This is a genomic window from Pseudomonas sp. M5A4_2d (assembly GCF_053345295.1).
The window spans coordinates 360,592-386,757 of sequence record NZ_JBKEZW010000001.1; the positions used below are offsets into that span (position 1 = coordinate 360,592).

Below are 26,166 nucleotides of genomic sequence, written 5' to 3' on the forward strand. Positions count from 1 at the left end.
GGGCGATCAGGCGGCTTGTTGCAGCGCCGGTTTAACGCGCGCATCCATGCGCTTGCTGCGAGGGTCGGCTGGGCCGTAGACGGCAGCCGGTTCCGGGAACATGCGAAGCAGGGTCAGGTACACCACCGAGGCCAGCCCCAGCGTCACCGGTAAGCTGATGTCGATGCCATCGGCGAGGTTGCCCAATGGCCCGACAAACTGCCCCGGCAGGTTGACGAAGCACAGGCCCACCAGTGCGCTCGGGATCCAGGCCCCTAGCCCGCGCCAGTTCCAGCCATGGCTGAACCAGTAGCGGCCGCCGGTTTCACCGCGAGTAAACACCTGCAGGTCATCCGGGCAGTAAAAGCCTCGGCGTACGATCAAGCCGATGATCATCATCACCATCCACGGTGTGGTGCAGGTGATGATCAGCACGGCAAAGGTCGATACGCTTTGCACTAGGTTGGCGGCGAAACGTCCGATGAAGATGAAGGCAATCGACATCACTCCGATCAGCAACGTGGCCTTGACCCGCGACAGCAGGCGCGGGAACACGCTGGACATGTCCAGCCCCGTGCCATACAGCGACGTGGTGCCGGTGGACATGCCGCCGATTACCGCAATCAGGCACACCGGCAGGAAGAACCAGTTGGGCGCGACGGCCAGCAGCCCGCCGACGTAGTTGTTGGCCGCGATGTAGTCCGGCGCCTTGATGGCCACGATGGTCGCAGTGGCGAGGCCGAACAGGAACGGGATCAAGGTGGCGATCTGGGCGGCAACCACGGCCAACATGATGCGCATTTTCGGTGTTTCACGCGGGATATAGCGCGACCAATCACCGAGGAACGCACCGAAGGAAATCGGATTGCTCATGGCCACCAGTGCTGAGCCGATGAACGCGGCCCAGAAACCGGTCTGGCCCATGGCGACCGTGCCGGCGAAGTGGCTGTCGAACGCCGGTGCAAAGGCGAAGATCCCCAACAGGAACAGCAGGCTCGCCGCCCATACCGCAATGCGGTTAACCCACAGCATGAAGCGAAAGCCGTAGATGCACACGGTGAGTACGAGCATGGCGAACACGCCGTAAGCCAGGCCCAGGGTCAGGTCGGTTTCCGGCAGGCCGATCAGACGTTTCGCACCACCGACCAGCGCATCGCCCGAACTCCACACCGACAGTGAGAAGAAGGCAATCGCCGTCAGCAGCGACAGAAACGAGCCTACAATTCGCCCGTGCACACCAAAGTGCGCACCGGAAGACACCGCGTTATTGGTGCCGTTGATCGGCCCGAACAGGCCCATGGGCGCCAGGATCAGTGCGCCCACCAGCACGCCCAGCACGATCGCCCAGACGCCGGCCTGGAACGACAGGCCAAACAGCACTGGGAACGCGCCCAGCACGGCGGTGGCAAAAGTGTTGGCACCGCCGAAGATCAGTCGGAACAGATCCTTGGGGCTGGCGGTGCGCTCATGGTCCGGGATCTGTTCGACCCCGTTGGTTTCTATTTTGCGAATACTGTTTTCGTTGTTTTTATTATTCATGATCAGCTCCGATCACATTGGCTAAGGGGGCGGCAGCCCTTCCGGCATAGCGGACAAATGTTCGTGACAGGCCAGCCACAGGCCTTCTTGTTGTTCTGTGCGTCGCCCTTGCCGTGTGAAGACAATGGTCTCGCGCTCCTGGCTAAAAAATTGCTCCCCGTTCATGCGCAGTTCGGTGGCCACGTCATGAATAAATACCGCCACGTCACCCTGCAGGCTGACAAAGGCGTTGCTTGAGGTGCAGGACAGCACCTCAAACCCCTCGTCCCGACGCCAGCTGTCCCACAACACCTGATAGGCGTCGCGGCTGAGCAGCGGCAGGGGGAGGGTGTAGAACACAAAACTGGCATCGACAGTGAACGCGCCGAAATAGGCGGCGCGGTCATTGCGCGCGAAGGCTGACACCAGGGCGGCTGCGGCTTGCAGCACGGCTTGCGTGCTCATCAACGATGCGCCACGCCGGGCAGTACGCAGAGCATTTCGTACAGCAGGTTGGCACCGAGCAGCGAGGTGTTACCGGTGGTGTCGTAGGGCGGCGAAACTTCTACCAGATCGCAACCAATCAGGTCGAGGCCCTGGCAGCCACGGATGATTTCGATCGCCTGGATGGTGGTCAGCCCGCCGATTTCCGGGGTGCCGGTGCCGGGCGCCCAGGCCGGGTCGATGCCGTCGATGTCGAAGCTCAGGTACACCGGGCCGCCGCCGACTTTTTCACGCACTTCGGCCATCAGCGGCGCGAGAGAGTGGTGCCAGCATTCTTCAGCCTGGACCACGCGAAAGCCCTGTTTGCGGCTCCAGTTGAAGTCTTCGGCGGTGTAGCCCTGGGCACGCAGGCCGATCTGCACCACACGGTCGCAATCGAGCAAGCCTTCTTCCACCGCGCGGCGGAAGGTGGTGCCGTGGGCGATTTTCTCGCCGAACATATGGTCGTTGACGTCGGCGTGGGCATCGATGTGCACCAGCCCGACCTTGCCGTGTTTCTTGTGGATCGCCCGCAGGATCGGCAGGGTAATGGTGTGGTCGCCGCCCAGGGTCATCGGGATCACGTTGTGCTCAAGAATCTCATCGTAGGCTTCCTCGATGATGCGCACGGCGTCGAGCAGGTTAAAGGTATTGATCGCCACGTCGCCAATGTCCGCAACCGACAACGAGTCGAACGGCGCGGCGCCGGTGGCCATGTTGTAGGGGCGGATCATCACCGATTCGGCACGGATCTCACGCGGCCCGAAGCGGGTGCCGGCGCGCAGCGAGGTGCCGATGTCCAGCGGCACGCCGACAAAGGCGGCGTCCAGGCCTTTGGCCGTTTGCAGGTGGGGAAGTCGCATCATGGTGGCGATGCCGGCGAAGCGCGGCATTTCGTTGCCGCCCAGTGGTTGGTGGAAAATCTTGTCCACGGGATTGCCTCATCATTGTTTTGTTTATTAGGGGCCGATTCTGCGAAAAGCCCGGGACGGGAAGAATCGGCAGGCGCAAATACTTAGTTCAGATTTTTCTAAACTAATGCCTGAGGTAAACTCCCCAGTCTGTGCTGGGATTGACCGATCCTTCCTGACGAACGCCGTCCAAATGTGGGATCGCGGCGCATTAGCTGAATCTGGAGAACCCATGGCCAACGCCTTGCCCGACCTGAAACTCCTGCGCATTTTCGTCAGCGTTGTGCGGCACCAGGGGTTCGCCAACGCCCAGCACGAACTCAACCTGTCGACGTCGGCCATCAGCACTTATATGAGTCAGCTGGAGTCAGCGTTAGGGCTGGTGTTGTGCCATCGCGGTCGCGGCGGGTTCAGCCTGACCAGCAAGGGCGAGCTGTTCCATCAGGAAACCTTGCGTCTGCTCGGCGAGCTCGAAGGCTTTGAGCAATATGCTGCCGCGCTCAAAGGCGAGTTGCGCGGCACACTCAAGCTCGGCGTGCTCGACTCCACGGTCAGCGACAAGGCCCTGCCGTTCGCCGAAGTCATTGGCGCCTACAGCCTGGAACACCCGGCCGTGCACCTGCATTTGTCGGTGATGAGCCCATACGAATTGCAGCTGGGCGTGCAGGACAACCGCCTGGACTTGGCCATCGGCGCCTTTTCCAACCGCATGAGTGGGTTGATCTACATGCCGCTGTACCGCGAGCAGCATTGGCTGTATTGCAGCACGCGACACCCGTTATTCAACGAACGGCGTATCCCCGAACAAGTGATTACCCAGCAACGCATGGTCGGTCGTGGCTACTGGAGCCAGGCCGAACTGGCGCGTCACGGCTTCAAACACAGCGCGGCGACGGTGGAAAGTATGGAGGCGCAGTTGATTCTGGTGCTGTCCGGCGCCTATATCGGCTACCTGCCCGAACACTACGCCCAGGCCTGGGCCGACAAGGGCGACCTGCGTGTACTGCTGCCGGCGACCTTCGGCTACCAGGCGCCATTCTCGATGATCATGCGCCGGGGGCGTAGCCGCGAACCGCTGATCCAGACCTTCCGCGACCTACTCAAAGCCCAGCTCAACCAGGCCTGAAAATCATGTCCAGACCCCAGTGTTCCCGGTGCCTCAGGCCCATCACCCATTGCCTGTGCCCGCTGATCCCCAGCCTCGACAGCCGCACCCGCGTGTTGCTGTTGCAGCACCCAAGCGAGGTCAACCACGCGCTCAATACCGCGCGGTTGGCGGCGTTGGGGCTGAACAATGCGCAATTGGTGGTTGGCGAGGTATTCGAGGACTTGGCCACGTTGTTGAACCCGCCCGGTTATCAGGCGCGCCTGCTGTTTCCCGCTGATGACGCTCAGCCTTTGCAAGTGTATGCACCTGAGGACCCGCCACTGTTGTTGGTGGTGCCCGACGGCACCTGGCGCAAGGCGCGCAAATTGTTGCACCTCAATCCATTGTTGGCTGCATTGCCCCGGGTAACCTTGGCCGAGGGTGGCGTTTCGCGCTATCGGCTGCGCAAGGCACCGGGGCCAGGGGCGTTGTCGACGGTAGAGGCCATTGTGCAGGCATTGCAGGTGTTGGAAGCGCCGACATCCTTTGAGCCTTTGCTCAAGCCATTCGACGCGTTGATCGAGGGGCAAATCGCGGCAATGGGGGATGAGGTGTTTCAGCGAAATCACGGCGATGGACCGTTGGGTTAGCAGGTTCACCGAGGTGCTGCTGTCGCTGGCAAGCCAGCGCCCACACGGGACCACTGAAGGCCAAATGTGAGAGCGGGCTTGCCCGCGAGAGCGTCCTCCCGATCAACACATCACTCGCTTATTCCTATAAGCCATAAGCACCGCACTTTGCGTGATATGGCCCGCCGGCCTTTCCCGGTATGATGTTCGCCCCCGCAGTCTGGATTGCGAATACGCCATGACCTTGCAGTACCCTACAATCGCCGATTGCGTCGGCAACACGCCCCTGGTCCGCTTGCAACGCATGGCGGGTGAAACCAGCAATACCCTGTTGCTCAAGCTCGAAGGGAACAACCCGGCCGGTTCCGTCAAGGACCGCCCGGCGCTGTCGATGATCGCCCGCGCCGAGCTGCGCGGGCAGATCAAGCCCGGTGACACCCTGATCGAAGCCACCTCGGGTAACACCGGGATCGCCCTGGCCATGGCCGCGGCGATCAAGGGTTACAAGATGGTGCTGATCATGCCCGACAACGGCAGCGCCGAACGCAAGGCGGCGATGACCGCCTATGGTGCGCAGCTGATTCTCGTCACTCAGGAAGAAGGCATGGAAGGCGCGCGCGATCTTGCCGAGCGCATGGCCGCCGAAGGCCGTGGCGTGGTGCTGGACCAGTTTGCCAACGGCGATAACCCCGAGGCGCACTACACCACCACCGGCCCGGAAATCTGGCGCCAGACCCAGGGCACCATCACCCATTTCGTCAGCTCCATGGGCACTACCGGCACCATCATGGGCAACTCGCGCTACCTCAAGGAGCAGAACCCGGCGATCCAGATCGTCGGCCTGCAACCGATGGAAGGCGCATCCATCCCAGGCATCCGCCGTTGGCCCGAAGAGTACCTGCCGAAGATCTACAACGCGACGCGCGTGGACCGCATCATCGACATGGCCCAGCGTGAAGCCGAAGACACTACCCGCCGTCTGGCGCGCGAAGAAGGCATCTTCTGCGGCGTGTCTTCCGGTGGCGCCGTGGCCGGTATGTTGCGCTTGTCCAAAGAAGTGGAAAACGCGGTGATCGTCGCGATCATCTGTGACCGAGGCGACCGTTACCTGTCGACCGGCATCTTCGACGAACCCAACTGATGGCCAAGCACGAGAGAGGCCTGCGCTTCCAACCGACGGGCGGCAGCCGGGCCCCGCAGATTCCGGTGGGCAAGAAGCAACGCCTGACCATCGAGCGCCTGGCCAACGATGGCCGGGGCATTGTGTTCTTTGAAGGCCGTACCTGGTTCGTGAATGGCGCGCTGGCTGGCGAAGAAGTCGAAGCGCGAGTATTGGGCACCCACGGTAAAGTGGTCGAGGCCCGTACCGAACGCGTTTTCACCGCCAGTCAACTGCGCCGGCCTGCGCCGTGTGCACACGTTGGCCGCTGCGGTGGTTGCAGCGTGCAGCACTTGCCCCACGACGAACAACTCGCCCTGAAACAGCGCATGCTCGCCGAGCAACTGTCCCGCGTGGCCGGTGTCGAACCGCAAGAGTGGGCTGCCCCTTTGAGTGGGCCGGAATTCGGCTACCGCCGCCGCGCCCGCGTCGCGGTGCGTTGGGATGCCAAGGCGAAAAAACTCGAAGTGGGTTTTCGCGCCGTGGCCAGCCAGGACATCGTCGCCATCGACGATTGCCCGGTGCTGGTACAGGCCTTGCAACCGATCATGCAGCGTTTGCCGAATATGTTGCGCCGCCTGAGCAAACCACAGGCGTTGGGGCATGTGGAGTTGTTCAGTGGCTCCTCCATTGCTGTGCTGCTGCGGCACATGGCGCCGCTGTCCGAGGCGGACCTGCTGGTGTTGAAAGAGTTTTGCGCTTTCCATGAAGCCCAATTATGGCTGCATGGCGAGGGTCAGCCGGAACCGGTCGAGGCGGATACGGCCCTCGGTTATCGGTTGGAGCAGTGGGGTTTGGAGCTGGCCTATCGGCCCGGCGACTTTGTGCAGGTCAATGCCGGCGTCAACGAAGCGATGGTCGCGCAAGCCCTGGAATGGCTGGCGCCACAGCTCGACGATCGGGTGCTGGACCTGTTTTGTGGCCTGGGCAATTTCGCCTTGCCACTGGCGCGCCAGGTGCGCGAAGTGGTCGCGGTAGAAGGCGTGCAGACCATGGTGGACCGGGCGGCGCAGAATGCCGTCAGCAACAATTTGCATAATGTGCAGTTTTTTCAGGCCGATTTGTCCCAGCCTTTGACTGACGCGGAGTGGGCCAAGCAGGGCTTTTCTGCGGTACTCTTGGACCCACCCCGTGATGGTGCCCTGGAGGTTGTGCGCAAGCTCGCCACGCTGGGGGCCAAACGCTTGGTGTATGTGTCCTGCAACCCAGCCACGCTGGCGCGGGACACGGTTGAGTTGGTCAAGCAAGGCTACCGGCTAAAACGTGCCGGGATCCTCGACATGTTTCCACAGACAGCTCATGTCGAGGCCATGGCGTTATTTGAAGCGGGCTAGGATGCCCGTTTAATCCGACTGGCCTGTAGTCTCCTGGGCCGTGACCTGTCAGGGAGTTGTACGTAGCCTAGGGTTGCACAACTAGGGTTACGCAGCAGGTCAGCGATGATTTTTGGCGCATTAAAGGTGCGTCGTAGGGAAGGTAAGCAAGATGGTACAGGTGAGAGCACACCAGCCGATCAACACCGACGGCAGTATCAATCTCGAGGCATGGCTGGATCATGCCGTCAGTGTCGACCCGGCACTGGACCGTGAAGCCTTGAAAGCGGCCTGCGAGTTCGCTCGTGAGTCTGAACAGCAAGACAATGCCGCCAAGAACCTGTGGGCGGAGGGCACGTCAAGCTTTCGCACCGGGTTGGAAATCGCCGAAATCCTCGCCGATCTCAAGCTGGACCAGGATTCGCTGATCGCCGCCGTGCTTTATCGCGGCGTACGTGAAGGGCATATTGCGTTGCCGCTGGTCAGCCAGCGTTTCGGCACCGTGGTCGCCAAATTGATCGACGGCGTGCTGCGCATGGCTGCGATCAGCGCCAGCCTCAGCCCGCGTCAGTCCCTGGTGCTGGGCACCCAGGGCCAGGTCGAGAACCTGCGCAAAATGCTGGTGGCGATGGTCGACGACGTGCGCGTCGCGCTGATCAAGCTGGCCGAACGCACCTGCGCGATCCGTGCGGTGAAGACTGCCGATGACGAAAAGCGCAACCGTGTGGCCCGCGAGGTGTTCGACATCTACGCGCCGCTGGCGCACCGCCTGGGTATCGGCCATATCAAGTGGGAGCTGGAGGACTTGTCCTTCCGCTACCTCGAACCCGATCAATACAAACAGATTGCCACGCTGCTGCACGAGCGACGGCTCGACCGTGAGCGCTTCATTACCGACGTAATGGGCCAGCTGCGTTCCGAGTTGCAGGCCACCGGCGTCGACGCCGACATCAGCGGCCGTGCCAAACACATCTACTCCATCTGGCGCAAAATGCAGCGCAAGGGCCTGGCGTTCAGCCAGATCTATGACGTGCGCGCGGTACGCGTACTGGTGCCGGAAATGCGCGATTGCTACACCGCGCTGGGTATCGTCCACACGTTGTGGCGGCACATTCCCAAGGAGTTTGACGACTACATCGCCAACCCCAAGGAAAACGGCTATCGCTCGTTGCACACCGCAGTGATCGGTCCCGAGGGCAAGGTGCTGGAGGTGCAGATCCGCACCCACGCCATGCACGAGGAGGCCGAGCTGGGGGTATGCGCGCACTGGCGTTACAAGGGCACTGACGTCAAGGCCGGGTCCAACCAGTACGAAGAGAAAATTTCCTGGCTGCGCCAAGTGCTGGAGTGGCACGAAGAACTCGGCGACATCGGCGGCCTGGCCGAACAGCTGCGGGTGGATATCGAGCCGGACCGGGTCTATATCTTCACCCCCGACGGCCACGCCATCGACTTGCCCAAGGGCGCTACGCCGCTGGACTTCGCCTACCGCGTACACACCGAAATCGGCCACAACTGCCGGGGCGCCAAGATCAATGGGCGCATCGTGCCGCTCAACTACAGCCTGCAGACCGGTGAACAGGTCGAGATCATCACCAGCAAGCACGGCACACCGAGCCGCGACTGGCTGAACCCGAACCTGGGTTACATCACCACGTCGCGGGCCCGGGCAAAAATCGTGCACTGGTTCAAATTGCAGGCGCGCGACCAGAACGTCGCGGCCGGTAAAACCTTGCTCGAACGGGAACTGGCGCGTCTGGGCCTGCCGCAGGTGGACTTCGACAAGTTGGCCGAAAAGGCCAACATGAAGATCGCCGAGGACATGTTCGCGGCACTTGGTGCCGGCGACCTGCGTCTGGCGCAGTTGGTCAACCTGGCCCAGCAGTTGGTCGAGCCGGAGCGCGGCAGCGAGCAACTGGAACTGATTCCCCGCAAAGCCACCGGCTACAAACCGGGCAAGCGCGGCGACATCCAGATCCAGGGCGTGGGCAACCTGATGACACAAATGGCCGGTTGCTGCCAGCCGTTGCCGGGCGACGCCATCGTCGGTTACATCACCCAGGGCCGTGGCGTGAGCATTCACCGCCAGGATTGCGCCTCGGTGCTGCAACTGGGCGGGCGCGAGCCGGAGCGGATCATCCAGGTCAGCTGGGGCCCGGTGCCGGTGCTCACCTACCCGGTGGACATCATCATTCGCGCCTACGACCGTTCCGGATTGCTGCGTGATGTATCGCAAGTGCTGCTCAACGAGCGGATCAACGTGCTGGCGGTCAACACCCGCTCGAACAAAGAGGACAACACGGCGTTGATGTCCCTGACGATCGAGATCCCGGGGCTGGATGCGTTGGGGCGGTTGCTGGGGCGGATTTCCCAGTTGCCGAACATCATCGAGACGCGGCGTAATCGCACACCATGAGTAGCTGGATGAGCGCGGACTGAAAATGTGGGAGCGGCCTTGCTCGCGAAATCGGTGTGTCAGTGCAAGATGCTTTGACTGACCCACCGCCTTCGCGAGCAAGCCCGCTCCCACATTTGATCTTCAGCGTTCCCACTTCAGCGGAAGAGACTGATGTATTCACTTGAAGACCTGCTGCACCTGATGAGCCGTCTGCGCGACCCCAAATACGGGTGCCCGTGGGACATCAAGCAAACCTACGCGACCATCGTTCCGCACACCCTGGAAGAAGCCTATGAAGTCGCCGACGCCATCGAGCGTGGCGACTTTGATCACCTGCAAGGCGAGTTGGGTGACCTGTTGTTTCAGGTGGTGTATTACAGCCAACTGGCGCGGGAAGAGGGGCGCTTTGAATTTGCCGGGGTGATCGACAACATTACCCGCAAGCTCATCCGCCGCCACCCTCATGTGTTCCCCACGGGGGATCTGTATGCGCCGCTGGATATCCCGCAGTTGAGCGAAGAGCAGGTCAAGGCGCGCTGGGAGCAGATCAAGGCCGAGGAGCGTGCGGAGAAATCCGACGCGCCGGAGCAACTTTCCCTGCTGGACGATGTGCCTGCGGCCTTACCTGCATTGTCCCGTGCTGCCAAATTGCAAAAGCGCGCCAGCCAGGTCGGTTTCGACTGGCCTGCCGCGTTGCCGGTGGTGGACAACGTGCGCGAAGAGCTGGATGAAGTGCTCGAAGCCATGGCTGATAACGATTCGGTGGCGATTGCCGATGAGGTCGGTGACCTGCTTTTTGCTGCAGTCAACCTGGCACGTCACCTCAAGGTTGACCCGGAAACTGCGCTGCGTGGCGCCAATGCCAAGTTCGAACGACGTTTCCGATTTATCGAACAGGCATTGCGCGACACGCACCAATCCATAGAAGATTGCACCCTCGAAGCGTTGGACGCCCTGTGGGGCGAAGCCAAACGTCAGGAAAAGAATCTGTCCAGCTGCGGTTGAGCAGTGGCCTAAGTGAGTAAGCACCATGAGCATTTCCCTTCGCGACCAGTTGCTTAAAGCAGGTCTGGTCAACCAAAAGCAGGCCAAGCAGGTCGGCAAAGAGAAACAGAAGCAGCAGCGCCTGGTCCACAAAGGCCAGGCCGAGGTGGATGACACCCAGGCACGCCTGGCCGCTGAGGCACAGGCCGAGAAGGTCAAGCGTGACCAGGAACTGAACCGTCAGCAGCAGGAAAAAGCCGAGGCCAAGGCCCGCACGGCCCAGGTCAAGCAACTGATCGAGACCTCGCGCCTGCCCAAGTTGACCACCGAGGACTACTACAACTTCGTGGACGACAAGAAGGTCAAGCGCCTGTCGGTCAACACGCTGATGCGCAACAAGCTCAGCAACGGCTCCCTGGCGATCGTGCACCACGGCGGCGGTTATGAGGTCATCCCGCGCGAGGCGGCGTTGAAGATCCAGGAGCGTGCACCCGAGCGCATCGTGCAGCTCAACATCCTCACCGAAAGCCAGGTGCCGGATGAGGATGATCCGTACGCTGCCTACCAGATCCCGGATGATCTGATGTGGTAAGGCTGTAAAAAACATTCCTGTGGTGAAGGGCTTGCCCCTGCCAGAAAACACAAACCCCGCTCAAAAGGCGGGGTTTGTGTTTTAACCAGTAGCGTCAGCCGCTCACCAGTCCACTGCGTAACTCAGGGTGAAGGTACGACCTTCGGCATTCGGGTACGGTGCACGCGCGTTGGCCTGGGCGAACATGTTCTGGTAGTTGCGGTTAGTGAGGTTGTACACCGCACCTTCGAGGCGACCTACCGGCAACCTCACCGAACCCAATAGGTCGGCCAGCGTGTAGCCTTTGATGTCGCGGCCGTTGTTGTCTTTGAACGCGGCGTCATAGTCGGCCAGGCGCATACCTTGCAGGCGCAGGCTGTAGTCACCACGGTCGTAGCCGATAAAGGCGGTGGTCTTTGAGGGAGAGATGCGTGTGGCAGGCAGGTCGATCCATTTACCGTTCTGCTGGGTCTCGCCTTTGGCGTAAGCGTAAGTACCCCCTACCGACCATTGATCGGTGAAGTTGTACGTCAGGCTGGTTTCAACGCCGCGCACACGCTCTTTCTGATTGATCAGGCGCAGTACACGGTCATTGGCGTCATAGAACTGGGTGACATCCGAGGTGTTTTCATACGCCGTGACGCTGGCCAGCCACTTGTCCCAATTGCCGCGCCAACCCAGCTCGTAGCTGTCGACCTTCAGCGCTTGGGCATTCAGGTTTTGAATGTCGTACTTGCTGTTCACGTCACGCAGGAAACGCTGGATATCCGGCAGGGAAAAGCCCTGGCTGAAGTTGACGAACACGTCCTGGTTTTCGCTCAGGTGATACACCGCACCGAGGTTATAGAGAGTGTCGTCGTATTTGAGCGTGCCACCCGGCAGTATCGCGCGATTGCCGGTCTGGACGATTTCGCCGTAAGCGATGCTGTCGGAAACCTCGCTTTCGATCCACTCGCGGCGTACGCCACCACGCAAGGTCCAGTCATCGATGTCGTAGGACAGTTGCCCAAAGATGGCTTTGGTGGTGGTCGCGATGTCCGGGCCCAATTCGAACGTGGTGCCGGTCTTGGTGTAGTTCAGGCCGTTGACGCGGTATTGGTCGCCGCGCTGGCGTGAGGTTTCATGGTCATAGTCCGCCCCCCAGACCAGATTGCCGGTGGCCGGGCCGATGTCCGGCATTTGCGTATCAATCGCCGCGCGCAGGCCGTAGACATCCTGCACGCTGTTGTTGTCGGATACCCCGGCGCGGCCACGCGACAGGTCCGGGAAGAACAGCGCGTCGGCACGCCGCCAGTAACTTTCGACCTGCAAGCCCTGGCCGTAGAAATCTTTGTCGGCATAGTTAAGGTTGACCGCCTGGTTGTGGGTGAAAGGTTGGTCATCCAGGTCCAGGCCTTTCACCGCGACGGCGCTATTGGTGTTGCGTGGGTCCTTGGTGTAACGGGTGTCTTGTTCGTCTTTGTAGTCTTGCAGTGACAGGCTGATCTTCTTGTCGTCATCCAGCTCGTAGCCGAAGCGACCTTGCAGGTCGTAGGTGTCGGTGTCCATGTTGCTGCCCTGGGACGTGTCCTGGGGAATGCGTTTTCCGTTGCCGTCGAACTGATCGTTGCGTTGTACGTAGTTGCCGGAAAGATACCAGTCCACAGGGCCCTGACGGCCCGTCGCGCTCTGGAATGTTTCGTAGGAGAAGCCTTTGTGGCTGAGGTTGTTGCCGGCGGTCATGCCGATTTTGCTGCTGAAGGCCAGGTCTTCACCTTTATTGCGCTTGGTGATGATGTTGATGATCCCGCCTGACGCACCTGCGCCGTAGACACTGCTGGCGCCGGAAATCACTTCAATGCGTTCGATGCTTTCCGGTGCCACGCTGTTGAGCTGGCGGAAGTTATCGCGTGTGGCGTTCTGGGACACGCCATCGATCAGGATCAGCGTATTGCGCCCGCGAAGCGTCTGGCCGAAGTTGCTCATGCCACCACTGGAGGGCGCAATGCCCGGCACCAATTGCCCGAGGATATCCGCAACCCGGCGTCCTGCACCTGTCTGCTGGCGGATCTGGTCTTCGCTGATGACCTGCACAGAGCCTGGAATCGCCGCGATACTCGTTTCATTGCGTGTGGCCGAAACCACCGTTGCCTGTAATTGCAGGTTGGTAGGCGCTGCTTGGGTTTCTTCAACTTGATCGGCCCAGGCTGGGCCGCTCATAGATCCGAGCAGGGGCAGCAGGGCTGCCAGTTGCAATTTGTTCATGACCTTGCCTTTCAGTTATTAGAAGTATTGACAGAAAAACCGGATGAATCGGGTGTTCGGGTGAACGAACGGATGGCGCGGATACCCAGGGCAGCCAAGGCATAAGTGAGCGCGACCAGCCAAAAGCTGTGCGCCAGGCCCACCATTCCCATGCTGATGCCGCCCATCAAGGCGCCGCACAGCGCGCCGGCCTTGGCGGCGCTATTGCCCATGCCCAAGGCAAAACCCTGCTGGCTGGGCGCAACGGTATTGGCGATCAACGTGTAGGCGACGGGCAGCAGGGCTCCTTGCCACACGCCCCACAGCAACCGGCTGGCGAGGAAGCCCAGCCATTCGTTGGCCATCGCTGTGAAGGCAAGCGTCAAGGCGCAGGACCACGTGACCCATTCGATAATGCGCAGTGTGTGTGCGGGTTGATGTCGGTCAAACAGCCGCCCCCAAAGCGGGGCGGACAGTGCCAGCGTGAGTGCGCTGGCGGCATAGCTGGCGCCGATCAACCAGGCGGGCGCCTGTAAAACATCGGCGACGTACAGGGCGTAAAACGGCTGAGGCATCATCTTGGCAGCCTGAATCAATACGATGATCCCCAGCATTGCGCCGAGCCAGCCTTTGGGCAGTGCGGCGGGTGTGGACGTGCGCGCTGGCCGCGAGCGCGGTGCATCACTGGGCAGGAACACGCTGATCACGGCACAGCCCAGGCAGACGGCGGTGGCGCTGTAGCACAGCAGTGCGAAGCCCGAGACATCCATCAGCCAGCCGCCCAACACCGGCCCAGCCAGTGACCCCACCGCGGTTGCCGATTGCAGTCGCGCCAGAATGTGCCCGCGCCCACTATCACCGCAGCAGGCCAGTGCGTAGGCTTGGGCCGCTGCGATAAAGCCGGCCAGCGCGCCTTGCGCCACTCTGATCGCCACCAGCAGCCACGGATCGAAGGTGATAGCGGCCAACGCCTGGCACACCGCCAACGCCAGCAGCGCCCGAATGATCATCGGCTTGTGGCCGGTACGGTCACCCAGGCGCCCCCACATTGGCGTCAGGATCATTGCTGCCATCATCGGCCCGGCATACACCAGCGAAGACAGCAGGCCGGTGTATTGGGCATTGGCCACGCCGAGCAGCTTCTGGATCTGCAAGGGCCAGAAGGGGCCGCTCATTTCCATGGCCCCCATCGACACCAGCTGAATCACCACCAGCAGCCGCAGGGCGGTGTGGTTAGCTGCCATTGGCGGCGGCACTCAACGGGTTGGGCAGCCGCCCGACGATATCGGCATGGCTCTCCAGCAGGCGCATGCGCATGAACGACTTGGCCGGCCAGTCCTGTTCCAGCAGGGCTTCGCGCTCGGTTGCCCAACGCTGTGGTTCGACCTGGCTGCGCAAGTCGTCGAAACACTGGCTGACGTGGGCCGACAGTTCATTCCACAGCAACGCCTGGGGGATATCGAAGTGGCGGGCACTGAGCAATACCAGTTCGCCCAAGTGGCACATGAATACGGTGTGCAGCAGCTTGTCACGTACAAAGCCCGCGTCGTCGTACAGCGTCATCTTGGGGTCGTGCAGTTCGATATCCAAACCATGGGCGTGCAAGGTCTTGCGGTCGATTCGAATATCACCGAAGTCACGCAACAACAGGCGGCTCAATTGGCCGTCTGCGGCCATGACCATGAACGAGTTCTGCTGGTGGGCCTCGAAGGCAACGCCATAGCGCAGGTACATACCCAACAGTGCCGGTACGGCGATCGCGGCATAGTCGCGAAAGAACGCAAGCATGGCATCGGCGTCGTCCAGGCCTTTACTCAGGCGTACCCATTGCCTCAGCAGCGGCTGGCCGTGCTGGTCGATGGCAAACAGGCTGCCTACCGGCACGGCCATTTCGCCCGGTTGGAGCAGGCTCTGCGGGTTGTCGCGGTAGAGAACGGCCAGGTGGCGGGAGTGCTCATCATTGGCCGGTTGGGGTTTGAAATGCACGCCTATCCGCTCGGGGACGATGCTGAGGATTCGCTGAATTGCGGGCTCGCGCTCAAGGATCGTCAGCAGCAAATGGCTGATCCGCGGGCCCATGCGCGCCGAGCGTGGTGAAACAGTTCGTTGCACACTGGTCAGGCGCAGTGAGACCGGGAGTTTGACCATCGGCGCGTCGCAGCTGCCTTCAGGCAGCACGGTCCTGAACGACATGGTCGGGTGGGCGGTAAACGCGACGATATCGGTCAGCACCAGCAGCTTGTCACCGATTTCGTTGGCGAACAGTTGCGGTAGCTCCTGGCGTGCCTGCCAAGGGTGAGCAGGCAGCGGCAGATAGTCAGCCGCCTCAAGCCCCTGCGCTGCAAGCGCTACGGTCAATTGCCGGGCAGCCTGTGGAAAATGCTGCTGCCACCACTGCCAGTAATCTGCGCTATCGGCCAATACTTCGACATGCGCGTATTGGCGGTGGAGCGCGCAAAGGAATACCGGGAAGCGTGCTTCGAACTCCGGTGAGAAATCGATGACCTGGTCGGTAGCCAAGCCCAACTTGGTCTTGTAGTTGGGGTGCCATGGGTGGCCCAGCGTGCCCCATTGTTCAAGCACGGACGTAGCGTTGGTGACGCTCGCATCGTTCTTGAGGTGGCTCAGCAGATTATTCTGATGTGCCGGGTCCATTGCTGCGTGCAACTTGAGCGTCCACTGCTCGTGAAAGGCGAGGCACAGCGTGTCGTTGACAAAGCTGTCATCGATTTCGCTGTTGAGACGGCTCAAGACGTTCAGATCGGCCGATGATTCGAGGCTGTTGTTAAGCAGCGTCAGTAATTGCGACGGGAATTGAATTTTCTGCTCGGTCTGGTCGTTACGTAGCAGTGTGACCTGGCCACGCAGGTCCCAGCTGCCCATTCGGCCGGGCCGCAGGTGATCGAAGCGCAGGCGGGTTTGGTCAGGCAGTGCCAGCCAGCAGTGGCCGAGTTCGTCATAGCTGCGAGTGTTCGGGGCCAGCAGGCCTTCACGAAACAGTGCCTGGATCAGGCGTTGGAAACTGCGTTCGGCGGCGGGCGCCAGCGTGTTGATCAGGGAATCAAGGGTGAGGTGATTGGCCAGGAATTGCGGCGTGGCCAGTGCTTCACTCCAGCGCTCAAGCAGTGATTTTTCCGGCGTGCTGTTGTGTCCATGCATCAAGTCGAATTCCTTATCCGCGGTCCTGGGTGAAAGGCGCGCGAATGGTATCGAGAACTATTACCAAATGTCTATTTGTTGTTACGCTTTTTGCACAAACGTTTATTCAAGCAAGGTGGAAGGCGGGGTTTGCGCGTGAGTAAGGTGATCAGTCAGGCGCGGTGAGATGGCCTGGAGGCGTCTAGAACAGGCGAGTTCTGGGGGTTTGGAATGGCCTGTAGTAAACGCGCTGGTGCTTTGTAGGATGTGTCTGCTTTTGTACGAGCGCTGAGGCGCAGGGGAAGTCGCTGCTTATGAAACGCAAAAAACCCGCCATGTGGGCGGGTTTTCTGTGTAGGCGGCCCGGCTGCGTGGGGCCGGGCGTCTACGCGATATCAGAGTTTCAGGAGCTTTGTGCCTGGCGTTTCATCTCAAGAGTTTCGAGCTCGTTTTTATAATTGTGGGCTTCGCTCTCGTCGTGGAACATGCCGACCAGTTGGTCTTGTTGATGTACATCCCAGATGTGAATCCCATGGCCCAGTGCTTCATGAGACATGTGTGCATCGTCGCGTTCAGTTACTTTTACAGTCATCTGCTTGCTCCAATCTCTGGTTGATCTGCGGCAAGTCGTCGCAGGCCTCTTTTATATGTTTTGTTAGCTTGCTAAGTAAACTGATTTTGCGCGCAACAATTCTTTGCAGGAAACGCAATATTCCCGCAGGCCGCGTAAACCGCGGCATTGCGTCGCAGGGTGCTGAGTTTTATGACAAAAGTTTCATGTTTCAGAGGGCTTTCAAGCTTAGGTCAGCCGTGCTGATGTCATCGCAGGCAAGCCAGTTCCCACCGTTGAAAATCATTCCAATGTGGGCGCTGGCTTGCCTGCGATAGCGGTAGAGCGTCCAGCACAAAACCTGCAGACGAAAAAAAGCCCCGCATTCAGCGAGGCTCTTTTCCAGCTCATCAGCCTATCAGCTACCTTTGACAGCCTTGCCGTCAACGGTGCCGTCCAGCAGCATGATGTTGTATTCCTTACCGTCGGTTTCTACCTGACGCAGGGCAACCAGGATGCCGCCCCAGTCCTTGGCAAACCACATCTGGGTGATGCGCTTGCTCTGCGACGGGTCGCGCACGCGCTCAACCTTGATCGCGTCAATGGCGCCGGCTTTGGTCTGTACCTTTTCAGGGCCGATTACGCGGAAGTCGTAGGTGTCGACGTCGGTGCCCTCGACTACGCGGTAGCTCATGCTTTTCTTGCCGGCGGCGACGTCACGCTGCAGGGCAAGCTGGTAGGTCGACTTGTCGAGCATGCCACTTTCGAGGGTGACGTTGACCGGGTCCTTGTTTTCGAAGCCGGTGACCTTGTTGGTCGCGTGGTCGAAATCCAGGTTGATTTTTTTCGCCTTGCCCAGACCGCCACGCTCGAAGGTGTAGCTCTTCGGTTGCAGGGTGTCCTTGTCCAAACTGATCACGCTGGTCTCGGTAAGGCTGGCAATCATCATGGACGCCTTGAAATTCAAGGTCCACGAGCCGTTGTCATTCTTGGTCAGGCTGCGTTCGGCCGAACCACTCATGGGCAACTGTTTCCAGTCGGCGGTGTAGCTGGCGGAGAACGGGTGAAGGTCTGCTGCTTGCACGGCGGGCAAGGCGAACAGCGCAAAAGCGAAGAGCAAGGCGCGACGCATAAAATCTCCTAGGTTCGAATCAAGTGGCCGCTGGCCGCGAGTAACTGACCGTCCAATAATGCACCCTGTTCGCCGAGAATCAATCGTCCCTCGGCAAACCAGCGAACAGCCAGCGGGTAAATCCTGTGTTCCTGGGTGTGAACCCGTTGCGCAAGTGTCTGCGCTGAGTCTGCAGACTCTACCGGAACCACTGCCTGTACGACCAGAGGCCCGCCATCGAGTTCCTCGGTCACAAAGTGCACGCTGCAGCCGTGCTCGCTGTCGCCAGCGTCAAGCGCGCGCTGATGCGTGTGCATGCCTTTGTACTTGGGTAGCAGGGAAGGGTGGATATTGAGGAGGCGCCCTTCGTAGTGCCGCACGAAGTCAGCGCTGAGGATGCGCATGAAACCGGCGAGGACCACGAGCTTGGGGTTGAAGGCGTCGATCAGTTCGATCAAGGCGCTGTCGAAGGCCTCACGGCCTTCGAAAGCCTTGTGATCCAGAGAGCGGGTGTCGATACCAGCGTCCCGGGCGCGTTGCAGGCCGTATGCGTCGCTGCGGTTGGAAATCACCGCAGCGATGCGCACCGGGCTGTCGCCGGTGCGCGTGCTGTCGATCAAGGCCTGCAAGTTACTGCCGGTGCCGGAAAGCAGCACCACGACATCACAGGTTGCAGGCATCAGTGCGCCTTAAGGTTCTTCAGTTCAACCTGGGCCGCGCCTTCCGGAGCGGTGGCGATCTGGCCGATGACCCAAGGCTGCTCGCCCGCTTCACGCAGAACGTTCAGCGCCGTTTCAACGTGCTCTTGGGCCACGCAAATGACCATGCCCACGCCGCAGTTCAGCACGCGGTGCATTTCGGTTTCGTTGACGTTGCCTTTCTCTTGCAGCCAGTCGAATACCGCAGGACGCTGCCAGCTGGCCACGTCGACAATCGCCTGGGCGCCTTTTGGCAGTACGCGCGGGATGTTGTCCAGCAGGCCGCCACCGGTGATGTGGGCCATGGCTTTAACGGCACCGGTTTCCTTGATCAGCTTGAGCAGCGGCTTCACGTAGATACGGGTTGGGGCCATCAGCAGGTCGGTCAGCGGTTTGCCGTCGAGCTGGGTGTTCTCGATGTCGGCACCTGACACTTCGATGATCTTGCGGATCAGCGAGTAGCCATTGGAGTGCGGGCCGGAGGACGGCAGAGCCAGCAGGGCGTCGCCGGCAGCGACTTTGGAGCCGTCGATGATCTCGGCTTTTTCGACAACACCAACGCAGAAGCCGGCCAGGTCGTAGTCTTCGCCTTCGTACATGCCTGGCATTTCAGCGGTTTCGCCGCCCACCAGCGAGCAACCCGACAGTTCGCAGCCAGCGCCGATACCCGTCACCACTTGTGCCGCGGTGTCCACGTTCAGCTTGCCGGTGGCGTAGTAGTCGAGGAAGAACAGCGGCTCTGCGCCACACACCACCAGGTCGTTGACGCACATGGCAACCAGGTCGATGCCGATGGTGTCGTGCTTGTTCAGGTTCAGTGCCAGGCGCAGCTTGGTGCCCACACCGTCAGTGCCGGAGACCAATACGGGCTGCTTGTAGCCGGCCGGGATTTCGCAGAGGGCGCCAAAACCGCCCAGGCCGCCCATGACTTCGGGGCGCGCAGTGCGCTTGGCGACGCTCTTGATGCGTTCGACCAATGCTTCACCGGCGTCGATGTCTACACCGGCGTCCTTGTAGCTCAGGGAGGGTTGCTTGCTCATGATCCAGGCCTTTAGGGGGGATTCAGGGGTAACGACCGAGCGGGCAGGGGCTTTGGATAAAAGGCCTTGCCGTTGACGGTCTGCGAAGGCGCGCGATTTTATCAGGCTTGAGGGGCAGCGGCCATCCTCGGGCCGACGGGCAGGGGCATATGGTGTTAAAAAAATGCTAATCGGGCCTGTTATGGGGTGTATTAAGGTATAGCCTTTAACCCGCTATCGTTATGACAGTACAAAAACTGCCAAGGCCCTGTGAATGTTTTACCGGTCGCTGTGGTCACAGCCTTGCCAAGCCGAGTTCACGCGGTCTGTTCCAGCCGCTAAATTTGTCGTTCGGGAATCTTTCATGCGTCTGTGTAAATTCTTCTTTGTAGGCTGCTTGTCGTTGGTCAGCCTGGCGAGTCATGCCGAAACCCTCAATGGCCTTTATCAAGTGCTTGAACCGGTCAGCAGCCAATCGCCTCAAGAGCGCGACGCTGCCACCCAACGCGCCGTGCAAACCCTGGTGATCCGCCTGACCGGCGACGCCAAGGCCGCCGACGGCCCGGGCCTGGCGGCAATTCGCAAAGACCCGCAACAAATCATCAGCCAGTACGGCTATGACGCCGGCCCACCGGAAAGCCTGCAAGTCGACTTCGACCCGGTGAGCACCGACCGCGCCCTGCGTGGAGCGGGTCTGTCGATCTGGGGCAGCAACCGGCCGTCAATTCTTGGCTGGTGGCTGAACGACTCCACCGAAGGCAGCAGCCTGGTCGGTGATGGTCAAGCGGTCGCCGGCGCGCTGCGTCGGGCGGCGCAACACCGAGGCTTGCCGCTGCGTCTGCCGCTGGGCGATCTGGATGAACAGGTGGTTGCGACTGCGCCTAATCTCGAAAGCGCCGACGCCACGCCATTGCGTGCAGCCTCCGAGCGCTATGGCGCCGACGCTTTGCTCGCTGTGCACGCCCGCCAGGAAGGCAACCAATGGCAGGCCAAATGGCGCCTGTGGCTGGGCGACAAAAGTGAGCAGGGCACCGCCCAGGGCGCAGACACCGCAGCGGTAGCCGATGCCGTATTGCTCGCGGTCAGCCAAAAGCTGGCGCCACGCTTTGCCGTCAAGCCCGGTGTGAGCAGCGAGCAATTGCTCGAAGTGCAGGGCATGAACCTGGAGCGCTACGCTGCCCTTGGTCATCTGCTTGAACCTTTTGGTGGCCAACCGCAGCGGGTTGATGGCAATCGCATTGTGTATCGCGTCAACGGCAGTGCCGAGCAATTGCGTACGCAGTTGAGTCTGGCCAAGTTGCAGGAAGTGCCTGCTGGTGAAACGCAGGTGTTGCCGCCGGTGGAGGGTGGTACACAACCAGCCGCTGCTCCTGAGCCCCAGGCGCAGTTGCGTTTTCGTTGGTAAATATTCTTTCTTCTTCTATATAGAAGGAAGGTAGCAAATAACAGATGGAGTGGTTTATGGCGGATACGCGTCGTTGGGTGTGGCTTGGCGGGATTGTCCTGCTGTGCGTGTTTGTATTCTTGCTGCATTCGATCCTGACGCCGTTTCTGGTGGCGTTGCTCCTGGCCTATTTATTCGATCCCGTGGTGGATCGCCTGGAGAAAGCCGGCCTGTCGCGCACCTTGGGCGTAGTGACGGTGTTTGCCTTGTTCACGTTGATCATCACCGCGTTGGTACTGGTGCTGGTGCCGATGTTGGCCAAGCAACTGTTTCGCCTGTATGAACTGGCGCCGCAGATGCTCGACTGGTTGCAGCACACGGCGATGCCGTGGGCTCAGGCCAAGCTGGGGCTGGCGGATGGTTTCTGGAAGTTCGACAAGGTCAAGGCGGCGATCAGTGAGCATATGGGCCAGACCACCGATATCGTCGGTGTTGTCCTGAGCCAGGCCACGGCGTCCAGCCTGGCGCTGATCGGCTGGTTGACCAACCTGGTGCTGATTCCGGTGGTAGCGTTCTATCTGCTGCGTGACTGGGACATCATGATGGCCAAGATCCGCAGCCTGCTGCCACGCAACAGCGAAGAGCGCATCGTGTCTCTGGCGGAGGAGTGCCATGAGGTGCTCGGCGCATTCGTGCGAGGCCAGTTGCTGGTGATGCTGGCCCTGGGGATTATCTATGCCGCCGGCCTGATGGCGATTGGCTTGGAGCTGGGCCTGTTGATCGGCTTGATCGCCGGTCTGGCTGCGATCGTGCCGTATATGGGCTTCGTGATTGGTATCGGCGCGGCACTCGTGGCCGGTCTGTTCCAGTTTGGCGGCGATCTGTATCCGATGCTGGGTATTGTTGCGGTGTTCATGGTCGGCCAGGCCCTGGAAGGCATGGTGTTGACGCCGCTGCTGGTGGGTGACCGGATCGGTCTGCACCCGGTCGCGGTGATCTTTGCGATCCTGGCGGGCGGAGAGCTGTTTGGCTTTACTGGCATCCTGCTGGCACTGCCGGTGGCGGCAGTGATCATGGTACTGGTGCGCCATGTTCACGATCTTTATAAGGATTCGGATGTGTACACCGGGGTTGAAGACCCCGATCTGTAACCGCTTCGTCACAAACCCGGCTCAGGCCGGGTTTGTTGTTTATGCAGCCGTGGTGTCAAACAATTTTCGAAAATTGACCCAAGCTAACGCAAACCTTTGATTTTGCTTGTGGTCTGCTGCATTGTGCGCCCGGCGTCACGGGTATAAACTTTGCAAACTTTACACAGAGGCCACTAACGGTTCGTTTGGAGCCGTTCAGTCAGCATGAAACCGATTCAGCTGCCCTTGGGTGTGCGTCTGCGTGACGACGCCACCTTTATCAATTACTACCCAGGCGCCAATGCCGCTGCACTCGGCTATGTCGAGCGGCTCTGCGAAGCCGACGCCGGGTGGACTGAAAGCCTGATCTATCTGTGGGGCAAGCACGGCGTGGGGCGTACCCACCTGTTGCAGGCCGCGTGCCTGCGCTTCGAGCAAATGGGCGAGCCGGCGGTTTACCTGCCATTGGCTGAGTTGATGGACCGTGGCATCGGCATCTTCGACCACCTTGAGCAGTACGAGCTGGTCTGCCTGGACGATCTGCAGGCGATCGCCGGCAAGGCGGATTGGGAAGAAGCCTTGTTTCACCTGTTCAACCGTCTGCGCGACAGCGGGCGACGGCTGTTGATCGCCGCATCCACGTCGCCGCGAGAGCTGCCGGTGAAGCTGGCCGACCTCAAGTCACGCCTGACCCTTGCGCTGATCTTCCAGATGCGCCCGTTGTCTGACGAAGACAAGTTACGCGCCCTGCAATTACGTGCATCCCGTCGCGGCCTGCACCTGACCGATGAAGTCGGGCACTTTATTCTCACGCGCGGCACCCGCAGCATGAGCGCGTTGTTCGATTTGCTTGAACAGCTCGATCAGGCCTCTTTGCAGGCTCAGCGCAAGCTGACCATTCCTTTCCTCAAGGAAACTCTCGGCTGGTAGCCAGCCCTTGTATTTCGCGGCTCTCGGCAAATTTCAGGCGCCAGAAAACCTGCGTTTGGGCTGGTTTGGCCACGCAAAAGGCATGTAGGGGGTGTTAAGGGCTTAGATGTCATCGTCGAAACAAGAAGTCACATCGATCACGATTGAATTTGCAAATCGATGTGATAGAGGGCATAGTCTCGACTTCTTTACACATCAGCCACGGTCGTGCCCATGCTAAATCGCTTCGCACCCCTCGTGCCTCTCGCACTCGTTACCCTGTTGTTTGGTTGCGCCACCCACACTCAAAACGTGGCTGAGCAGCAAAAGACTCAACAACAGTCCCAGGCAAAGTTCGTTGCATCGCAGTCTTCCACTGTTTACCAGGAAGAGCTCGCAACTGAAAAAGAACTGGCCGACTTCTCCGGCAGCAAGCCTTACCAGCTTCCAGTTCTGGCCGACAGCATCCTTGAACGCGGCATGTCCCTGATTGGTACCCGTTACCGTTTCGGCGGTACCTCTGAAGCCGGTTTCGACTGCAGTGGCTTCATCGGCTACCTGTTTCGCGAAGAAGCCGGCATGAACCTGCCTCGCTCGACACGCGAAATGATCAACGTGGATGCACCGTTGGTCGCACGCAATAACCTCAAGCCCGGCGATCTGCTTTTCTTTAGTACTGCAGGTCGTGGTCGCGTAAGTCACGCCGGTATCTACTTGGGCGATAACCAGTTTATTCACTCCAGCAGTCGTCGCAGTGGCGGTGTTCGAGTCGACAACCTGGGTGACAGCTACTGGAGCAAAACCTTCATCGAAGCCAAGCGTGCACTCGCCATGGCCCCGACTACCGTTACCGCTAGCAAGTAAAGTTAAAGTGATACTTGAAGTTTGACGTGTAAGCGCTAGAATCTCTGGACATTGTTGTAATCCGTTCGCGCGAGCTTTGCTTGCGCGTTCTGGTTTTCAGCGTTCGGCAGCGAAAGCCGCATCCAGATCAGGATTGTTCTGCCCATGTCGACCTCAGCCCGCCTCATTCTTCTTGTTTGTGCCGCGCTCCTCAGCGCCTGCGCAAGCCGTCCACCGCCGCCTGCCCCGGTAGCGGTCAAGCCGAAACCGGTGTTCAACTATTCCAGCCAAAGTTTCTCGCCTGCTGCCGAAGACGTACTCTTCCGAGCGCTGGGCCTGGTCGGCACGCCTTATCGCTGGGGCGGCAATACGCCGGACTCCGGGTTTGATTGCAGTGGCCTGATCGGCTTTGTATACCGCGACGCCGCGGGCATCTCCTTGCCGCGTACCACGCGTGAACTGATCGTGATGCGTGCGCAGGATGTCAGCGAGCAGAACCTGCAAACCGGTGACTTGCTGTTCTTTGCGACCGGTGGCGGTTCGCGGGTCAGCCACGCCGGGATCTACGTCGGCGAAGGGCGATTCGTACATGCCCCGCAAACCGGTGGTACGGTGAAACTGGATACGCTGTCCAAAGCCTATTGGCAGAACGCCTACCTGAGCGCCAAGCGCGTGTTGCCGGCTGAGCATCTGGCGCGCAATCCTTAAGGCTGAACAGAGAATAAGATGTGGGAGAGGGCAAGCCCCTCCCACATTTGGTTTTGCGCTGTTTTTGAGGCCGGCTACTTAGCCGCCGATACCCGCCACACCTTATTTCCCACGTCATCCGCGACCAGCAAGTCGCCCTGCTGATCAATCACCACGCCCACCGGCCGGCCCATGGCTTTCTCGTCACTGTTGAGGAATCCGGTCAGCACATCCACGGGTTGCCCTTTGGGTTGCCCGCCCTCGAACGGTACGAAAATCACCTTGTAGCCACTGTGCGGCTTGCGGTTCCACGAGCCATGCTGGCCGATGAATGCGCCGTTGCTGAATTGCGCAGGGAGTTTGCTGCCTTCTGCGAACGTCAGCCCCAAGGACGCGGTGTGAGGCCCTACGGCATAGTCCGGTGCAATCGCCTTGGCAACCAGGTCGGGGTTTTGCGGTGAGACGCGTACGTCCACATGCTGGCCATAGTAGCTGAAGGGCCAGCCGTAAAATGCGCCATCCTTGACCGAGGTAATGTAGTCGGGCACCAGGTCGCTGCCGATCTCGTCGCGCTCGTTAACCGCCGTCCACAGCTTGCCACTCTGCGGTTCCCAGGCCATGCCGTTGGGGTTGCGCAGCCCGGAGGCAAAAATGCGGTGCTGGCCTGTGGCGCGGTCGACTTCCCAGATCGCCGCGCGACCTTCTTCTGCCTTCAGGCCGTTCTCGCCCACGTTGCTGTTGGAGCCGACACTCACGTACAGCTTGCGACCGTCCTTGCTGGCCACCACGTTTTTCGTCCAGTGGTGGTTGATACTGCCGCCCGGCAGGTCGACCACTGTGGTACCCGCTTGCTTGATCGAGGTTTCGCCTGGCTGATAGGGGAAGCGCAGCAGCTTGTCCGAATCGGCCACGTAAAGGTCGTTACCCACCAGCGTCATGCCGAACGGTGAGTTGAGATTCTCCAGGAACACCGTGCGGGTCTCGGCGACGCCGTCGTGGTCGGCATCGCGCAGCAGCGTGATGCGATTCGGGCTCGGCACGCCTGCGCCTGCGCGGCCCATGACCTTCTCCATCACCCAGCCGCGAATACCCTTGGCATCATCCGGCTTGGGCGGGGCGTTGGTTTCCGCCACCAGCACATCGCCATTCGGCAAAACATACAGCCAGCGCGGGTGGTCCAGGCCTTCGGCAAACGCCGACACCTGAGTGCCGGCGGCGGCGGTTGGCTTCGCGCCGTCGGGCCAGCCGATGGCCGGGGCAATGTTTACGGTGGGGATCAGGGTTTTGTTCGGCTCCGGCAGTTTGGGCGAAGGCCCGGTGCCATCGGAGACCTTCAACGTGGAGCTTTCGCCGCAGGCGGCGAGGGTGCCTGCCAGCATGATCAGTAAGGCGAGTCTGGTTTTATGCATGGTTTTCTCCTTAATACCTGTAAGGGTAGAGGA

Annotated in this window: 23 protein-coding genes; 12 read left to right on the forward strand and 11 right to left on the reverse strand. The window is 60.4% G+C overall.

What is annotated here, in order from left to right; translation table 11 throughout:
• Positions 1-6: 6 nt before the first annotated feature.
• Genes ACLBW8_RS01640 through speB form a run of 3 tightly spaced genes read right to left on the reverse strand, consistent with a single transcriptional unit; the run spans position 7 to position 2,912 of the window.
• Positions 7-1,518 carry a purine-cytosine permease family protein gene (locus tag ACLBW8_RS01640; RefSeq protein ID WP_447804417.1) on the reverse strand — a complete coding sequence of 504 codons (1,512 nt, stop codon included), beginning with the start codon at positions 1,516-1,518 and terminating at the stop codon, positions 7-9.
• Between the two features lie 21 nt (positions 1,519-1,539).
• Positions 1,540-1,962: a nuclear transport factor 2 family protein gene (locus ACLBW8_RS01645; protein ID WP_447804418.1), complete on the reverse strand. Its 423-nt coding sequence runs from the start codon at positions 1,960-1,962 to the stop codon at positions 1,540-1,542.
• The gene (gene speB / locus ACLBW8_RS01650) at positions 1,962-2,912 is read right to left on the reverse strand and encodes an agmatinase (protein WP_064453522.1); all 951 of its coding nucleotides are present in this window, start codon (positions 2,910-2,912) and stop codon (positions 1,962-1,964) included. The genes ACLBW8_RS01645 and speB overlap by 1 nt, the downstream gene beginning before the upstream one ends.
• Before the next feature lie 211 nt (positions 2,913-3,123).
• Between speB and ACLBW8_RS01655 the strand changes: the two genes are divergently transcribed.
• The 7 genes from ACLBW8_RS01655 (at position 3,124) to ACLBW8_RS01685 (ending at position 11,053) form a co-directional block, all read left to right on the forward strand.
• A complete protein-coding gene (locus tag ACLBW8_RS01655) occupies positions 3,124-4,017 on the forward strand; it encodes a LysR family transcriptional regulator (protein WP_017134867.1) in 894 nt (297 codons plus the stop codon).
• A gap of 5 nt (positions 4,018-4,022) precedes the next feature.
• The gene (locus ACLBW8_RS01660; protein WP_221295359.1) at positions 4,023-4,628 is read left to right on the forward strand and encodes a tRNA-uridine aminocarboxypropyltransferase; all 606 of its coding nucleotides are present in this window, start codon (positions 4,023-4,025) and stop codon (positions 4,626-4,628) included.
• A 217-nt stretch (positions 4,629-4,845) separates the two neighbouring features.
• Entirely contained in the window at positions 4,846-5,748 is a 903-nt protein-coding gene (gene cysM / locus ACLBW8_RS01665) for a cysteine synthase CysM (RefSeq protein WP_064453519.1), read from the forward strand.
• Positions 5,748-7,100 (forward strand): 23S rRNA (uracil(1939)-C(5))-methyltransferase RlmD, encoded by a 1,353-nt coding sequence (rlmD, locus tag ACLBW8_RS01670; protein ID WP_447804419.1) that lies wholly within the window; start codon positions 5,748-5,750, stop codon positions 7,098-7,100. Before cysM ends, rlmD begins: the two co-directional genes overlap by 1 nt.
• Before the next feature lie 151 nt (positions 7,101-7,251).
• On the forward strand, positions 7,252-9,495 hold the full coding sequence (gene relA / locus ACLBW8_RS01675) for a GTP diphosphokinase (protein WP_221295357.1): 2,244 nt from the start codon (positions 7,252-7,254) through the stop codon (positions 9,493-9,495).
• 153 nt (positions 9,496-9,648) lie between these two features.
• Positions 9,649-10,482, forward strand: a complete 834-nt coding sequence (gene mazG, locus ACLBW8_RS01680; RefSeq protein WP_447804420.1) for a nucleoside triphosphate pyrophosphohydrolase — start codon at positions 9,649-9,651, stop codon at positions 10,480-10,482.
• Positions 10,483-10,507: 25 nt separating this feature from the next.
• Positions 10,508-11,053 carry a DUF2058 domain-containing protein gene (locus ACLBW8_RS01685; protein WP_064453515.1) on the forward strand — a complete coding sequence of 182 codons (546 nt, stop codon included), beginning with the start codon at positions 10,508-10,510 and terminating at the stop codon, positions 11,051-11,053.
• A gap of 102 nt (positions 11,054-11,155) precedes the next feature.
• Here the strand turns inward: ACLBW8_RS01685 and ACLBW8_RS01690 are convergent, their stop codons facing one another.
• The 7 genes from ACLBW8_RS01690 to purM form a co-directional block, all read right to left on the reverse strand.
• Complete coding sequence (locus tag ACLBW8_RS01690; RefSeq protein WP_447804421.1) at positions 11,156-13,276, reverse strand: TonB-dependent receptor; 2,121 nt, start codon at positions 13,274-13,276, stop codon at positions 11,156-11,158.
• An 11-nt stretch (positions 13,277-13,287) separates the two neighbouring features.
• Positions 13,288-14,499: an MFS transporter gene (locus tag ACLBW8_RS01695; protein WP_447804422.1), complete on the reverse strand. Its 1,212-nt coding sequence runs from the start codon at positions 14,497-14,499 to the stop codon at positions 13,288-13,290.
• Positions 14,489-16,414, reverse strand: a complete 1,926-nt coding sequence (locus ACLBW8_RS01700; RefSeq protein WP_447804423.1) for an IucA/IucC family protein — start codon at positions 16,412-16,414, stop codon at positions 14,489-14,491. The genes ACLBW8_RS01695 and ACLBW8_RS01700 overlap by 11 nt, the downstream gene beginning before the upstream one ends.
• A 382-nt stretch (positions 16,415-16,796) precedes the next feature.
• Complete coding sequence (locus tag ACLBW8_RS01705) at positions 16,797-16,985, reverse strand: hypothetical protein (protein ID WP_064453511.1); 189 nt, start codon at positions 16,983-16,985, stop codon at positions 16,797-16,799.
• Positions 16,986-17,361: 376 nt separating this feature from the next.
• Positions 17,362-18,075, reverse strand: a complete 714-nt coding sequence (locus ACLBW8_RS01710; RefSeq protein ID WP_064453510.1) for a DUF3108 domain-containing protein — start codon at positions 18,073-18,075, stop codon at positions 17,362-17,364.
• Between the two features lie 8 nt (positions 18,076-18,083).
• Positions 18,084-18,734, reverse strand: coding sequence for a phosphoribosylglycinamide formyltransferase (gene purN / locus ACLBW8_RS01715; RefSeq protein ID WP_447804424.1), 651 nt, complete (start codon positions 18,732-18,734; stop codon positions 18,084-18,086).
• The gene (gene purM / locus ACLBW8_RS01720; RefSeq protein WP_128590741.1) at positions 18,734-19,792 is read right to left on the reverse strand and encodes a phosphoribosylformylglycinamidine cyclo-ligase; all 1,059 of its coding nucleotides are present in this window, start codon (positions 19,790-19,792) and stop codon (positions 18,734-18,736) included. The genes purN and purM overlap by 1 nt, the downstream gene beginning before the upstream one ends.
• A gap of 343 nt (positions 19,793-20,135) precedes the next feature.
• Between purM and ACLBW8_RS01725 the strand changes: the two genes are divergently transcribed.
• The 5 genes from ACLBW8_RS01725 (at position 20,136) to ACLBW8_RS01745 (ending at position 24,745) form a co-directional block, all read left to right on the forward strand.
• Positions 20,136-21,176 carry a DUF2066 domain-containing protein gene (locus ACLBW8_RS01725; RefSeq protein WP_447804425.1) on the forward strand — a complete coding sequence of 347 codons (1,041 nt, stop codon included), beginning with the start codon at positions 20,136-20,138 and terminating at the stop codon, positions 21,174-21,176.
• A 56-nt stretch (positions 21,177-21,232) separates the two neighbouring features.
• Entirely contained in the window at positions 21,233-22,306 is a 1,074-nt protein-coding gene (locus ACLBW8_RS01730; protein ID WP_064453506.1) for an AI-2E family transporter, read from the forward strand.
• Between the two features lie 204 nt (positions 22,307-22,510).
• Complete coding sequence (gene hda, locus ACLBW8_RS01735) at positions 22,511-23,215, forward strand: DnaA regulatory inactivator Hda (RefSeq protein ID WP_017134884.1); 705 nt, start codon at positions 22,511-22,513, stop codon at positions 23,213-23,215.
• Positions 23,216-23,428: 213 nt separating this feature from the next.
• Positions 23,429-24,058, forward strand: coding sequence for a C40 family peptidase (locus ACLBW8_RS01740; protein ID WP_128590734.1), 630 nt, complete (start codon positions 23,429-23,431; stop codon positions 24,056-24,058).
• Positions 24,059-24,202: 144 nt separating this feature from the next.
• Positions 24,203-24,745 carry a C40 family peptidase gene (locus ACLBW8_RS01745; protein ID WP_053257356.1) on the forward strand — a complete coding sequence of 181 codons (543 nt, stop codon included), beginning with the start codon at positions 24,203-24,205 and terminating at the stop codon, positions 24,743-24,745.
• A 74-nt stretch (positions 24,746-24,819) separates the two neighbouring features.
• Here the strand turns inward: ACLBW8_RS01745 and ACLBW8_RS01750 are convergent, their stop codons facing one another.
• Complete coding sequence (locus ACLBW8_RS01750) at positions 24,820-26,133, reverse strand: PQQ-dependent sugar dehydrogenase (protein WP_407016003.1); 1,314 nt, start codon at positions 26,131-26,133, stop codon at positions 24,820-24,822.
• Positions 26,134-26,166: the final 33 nt, after the last annotated feature.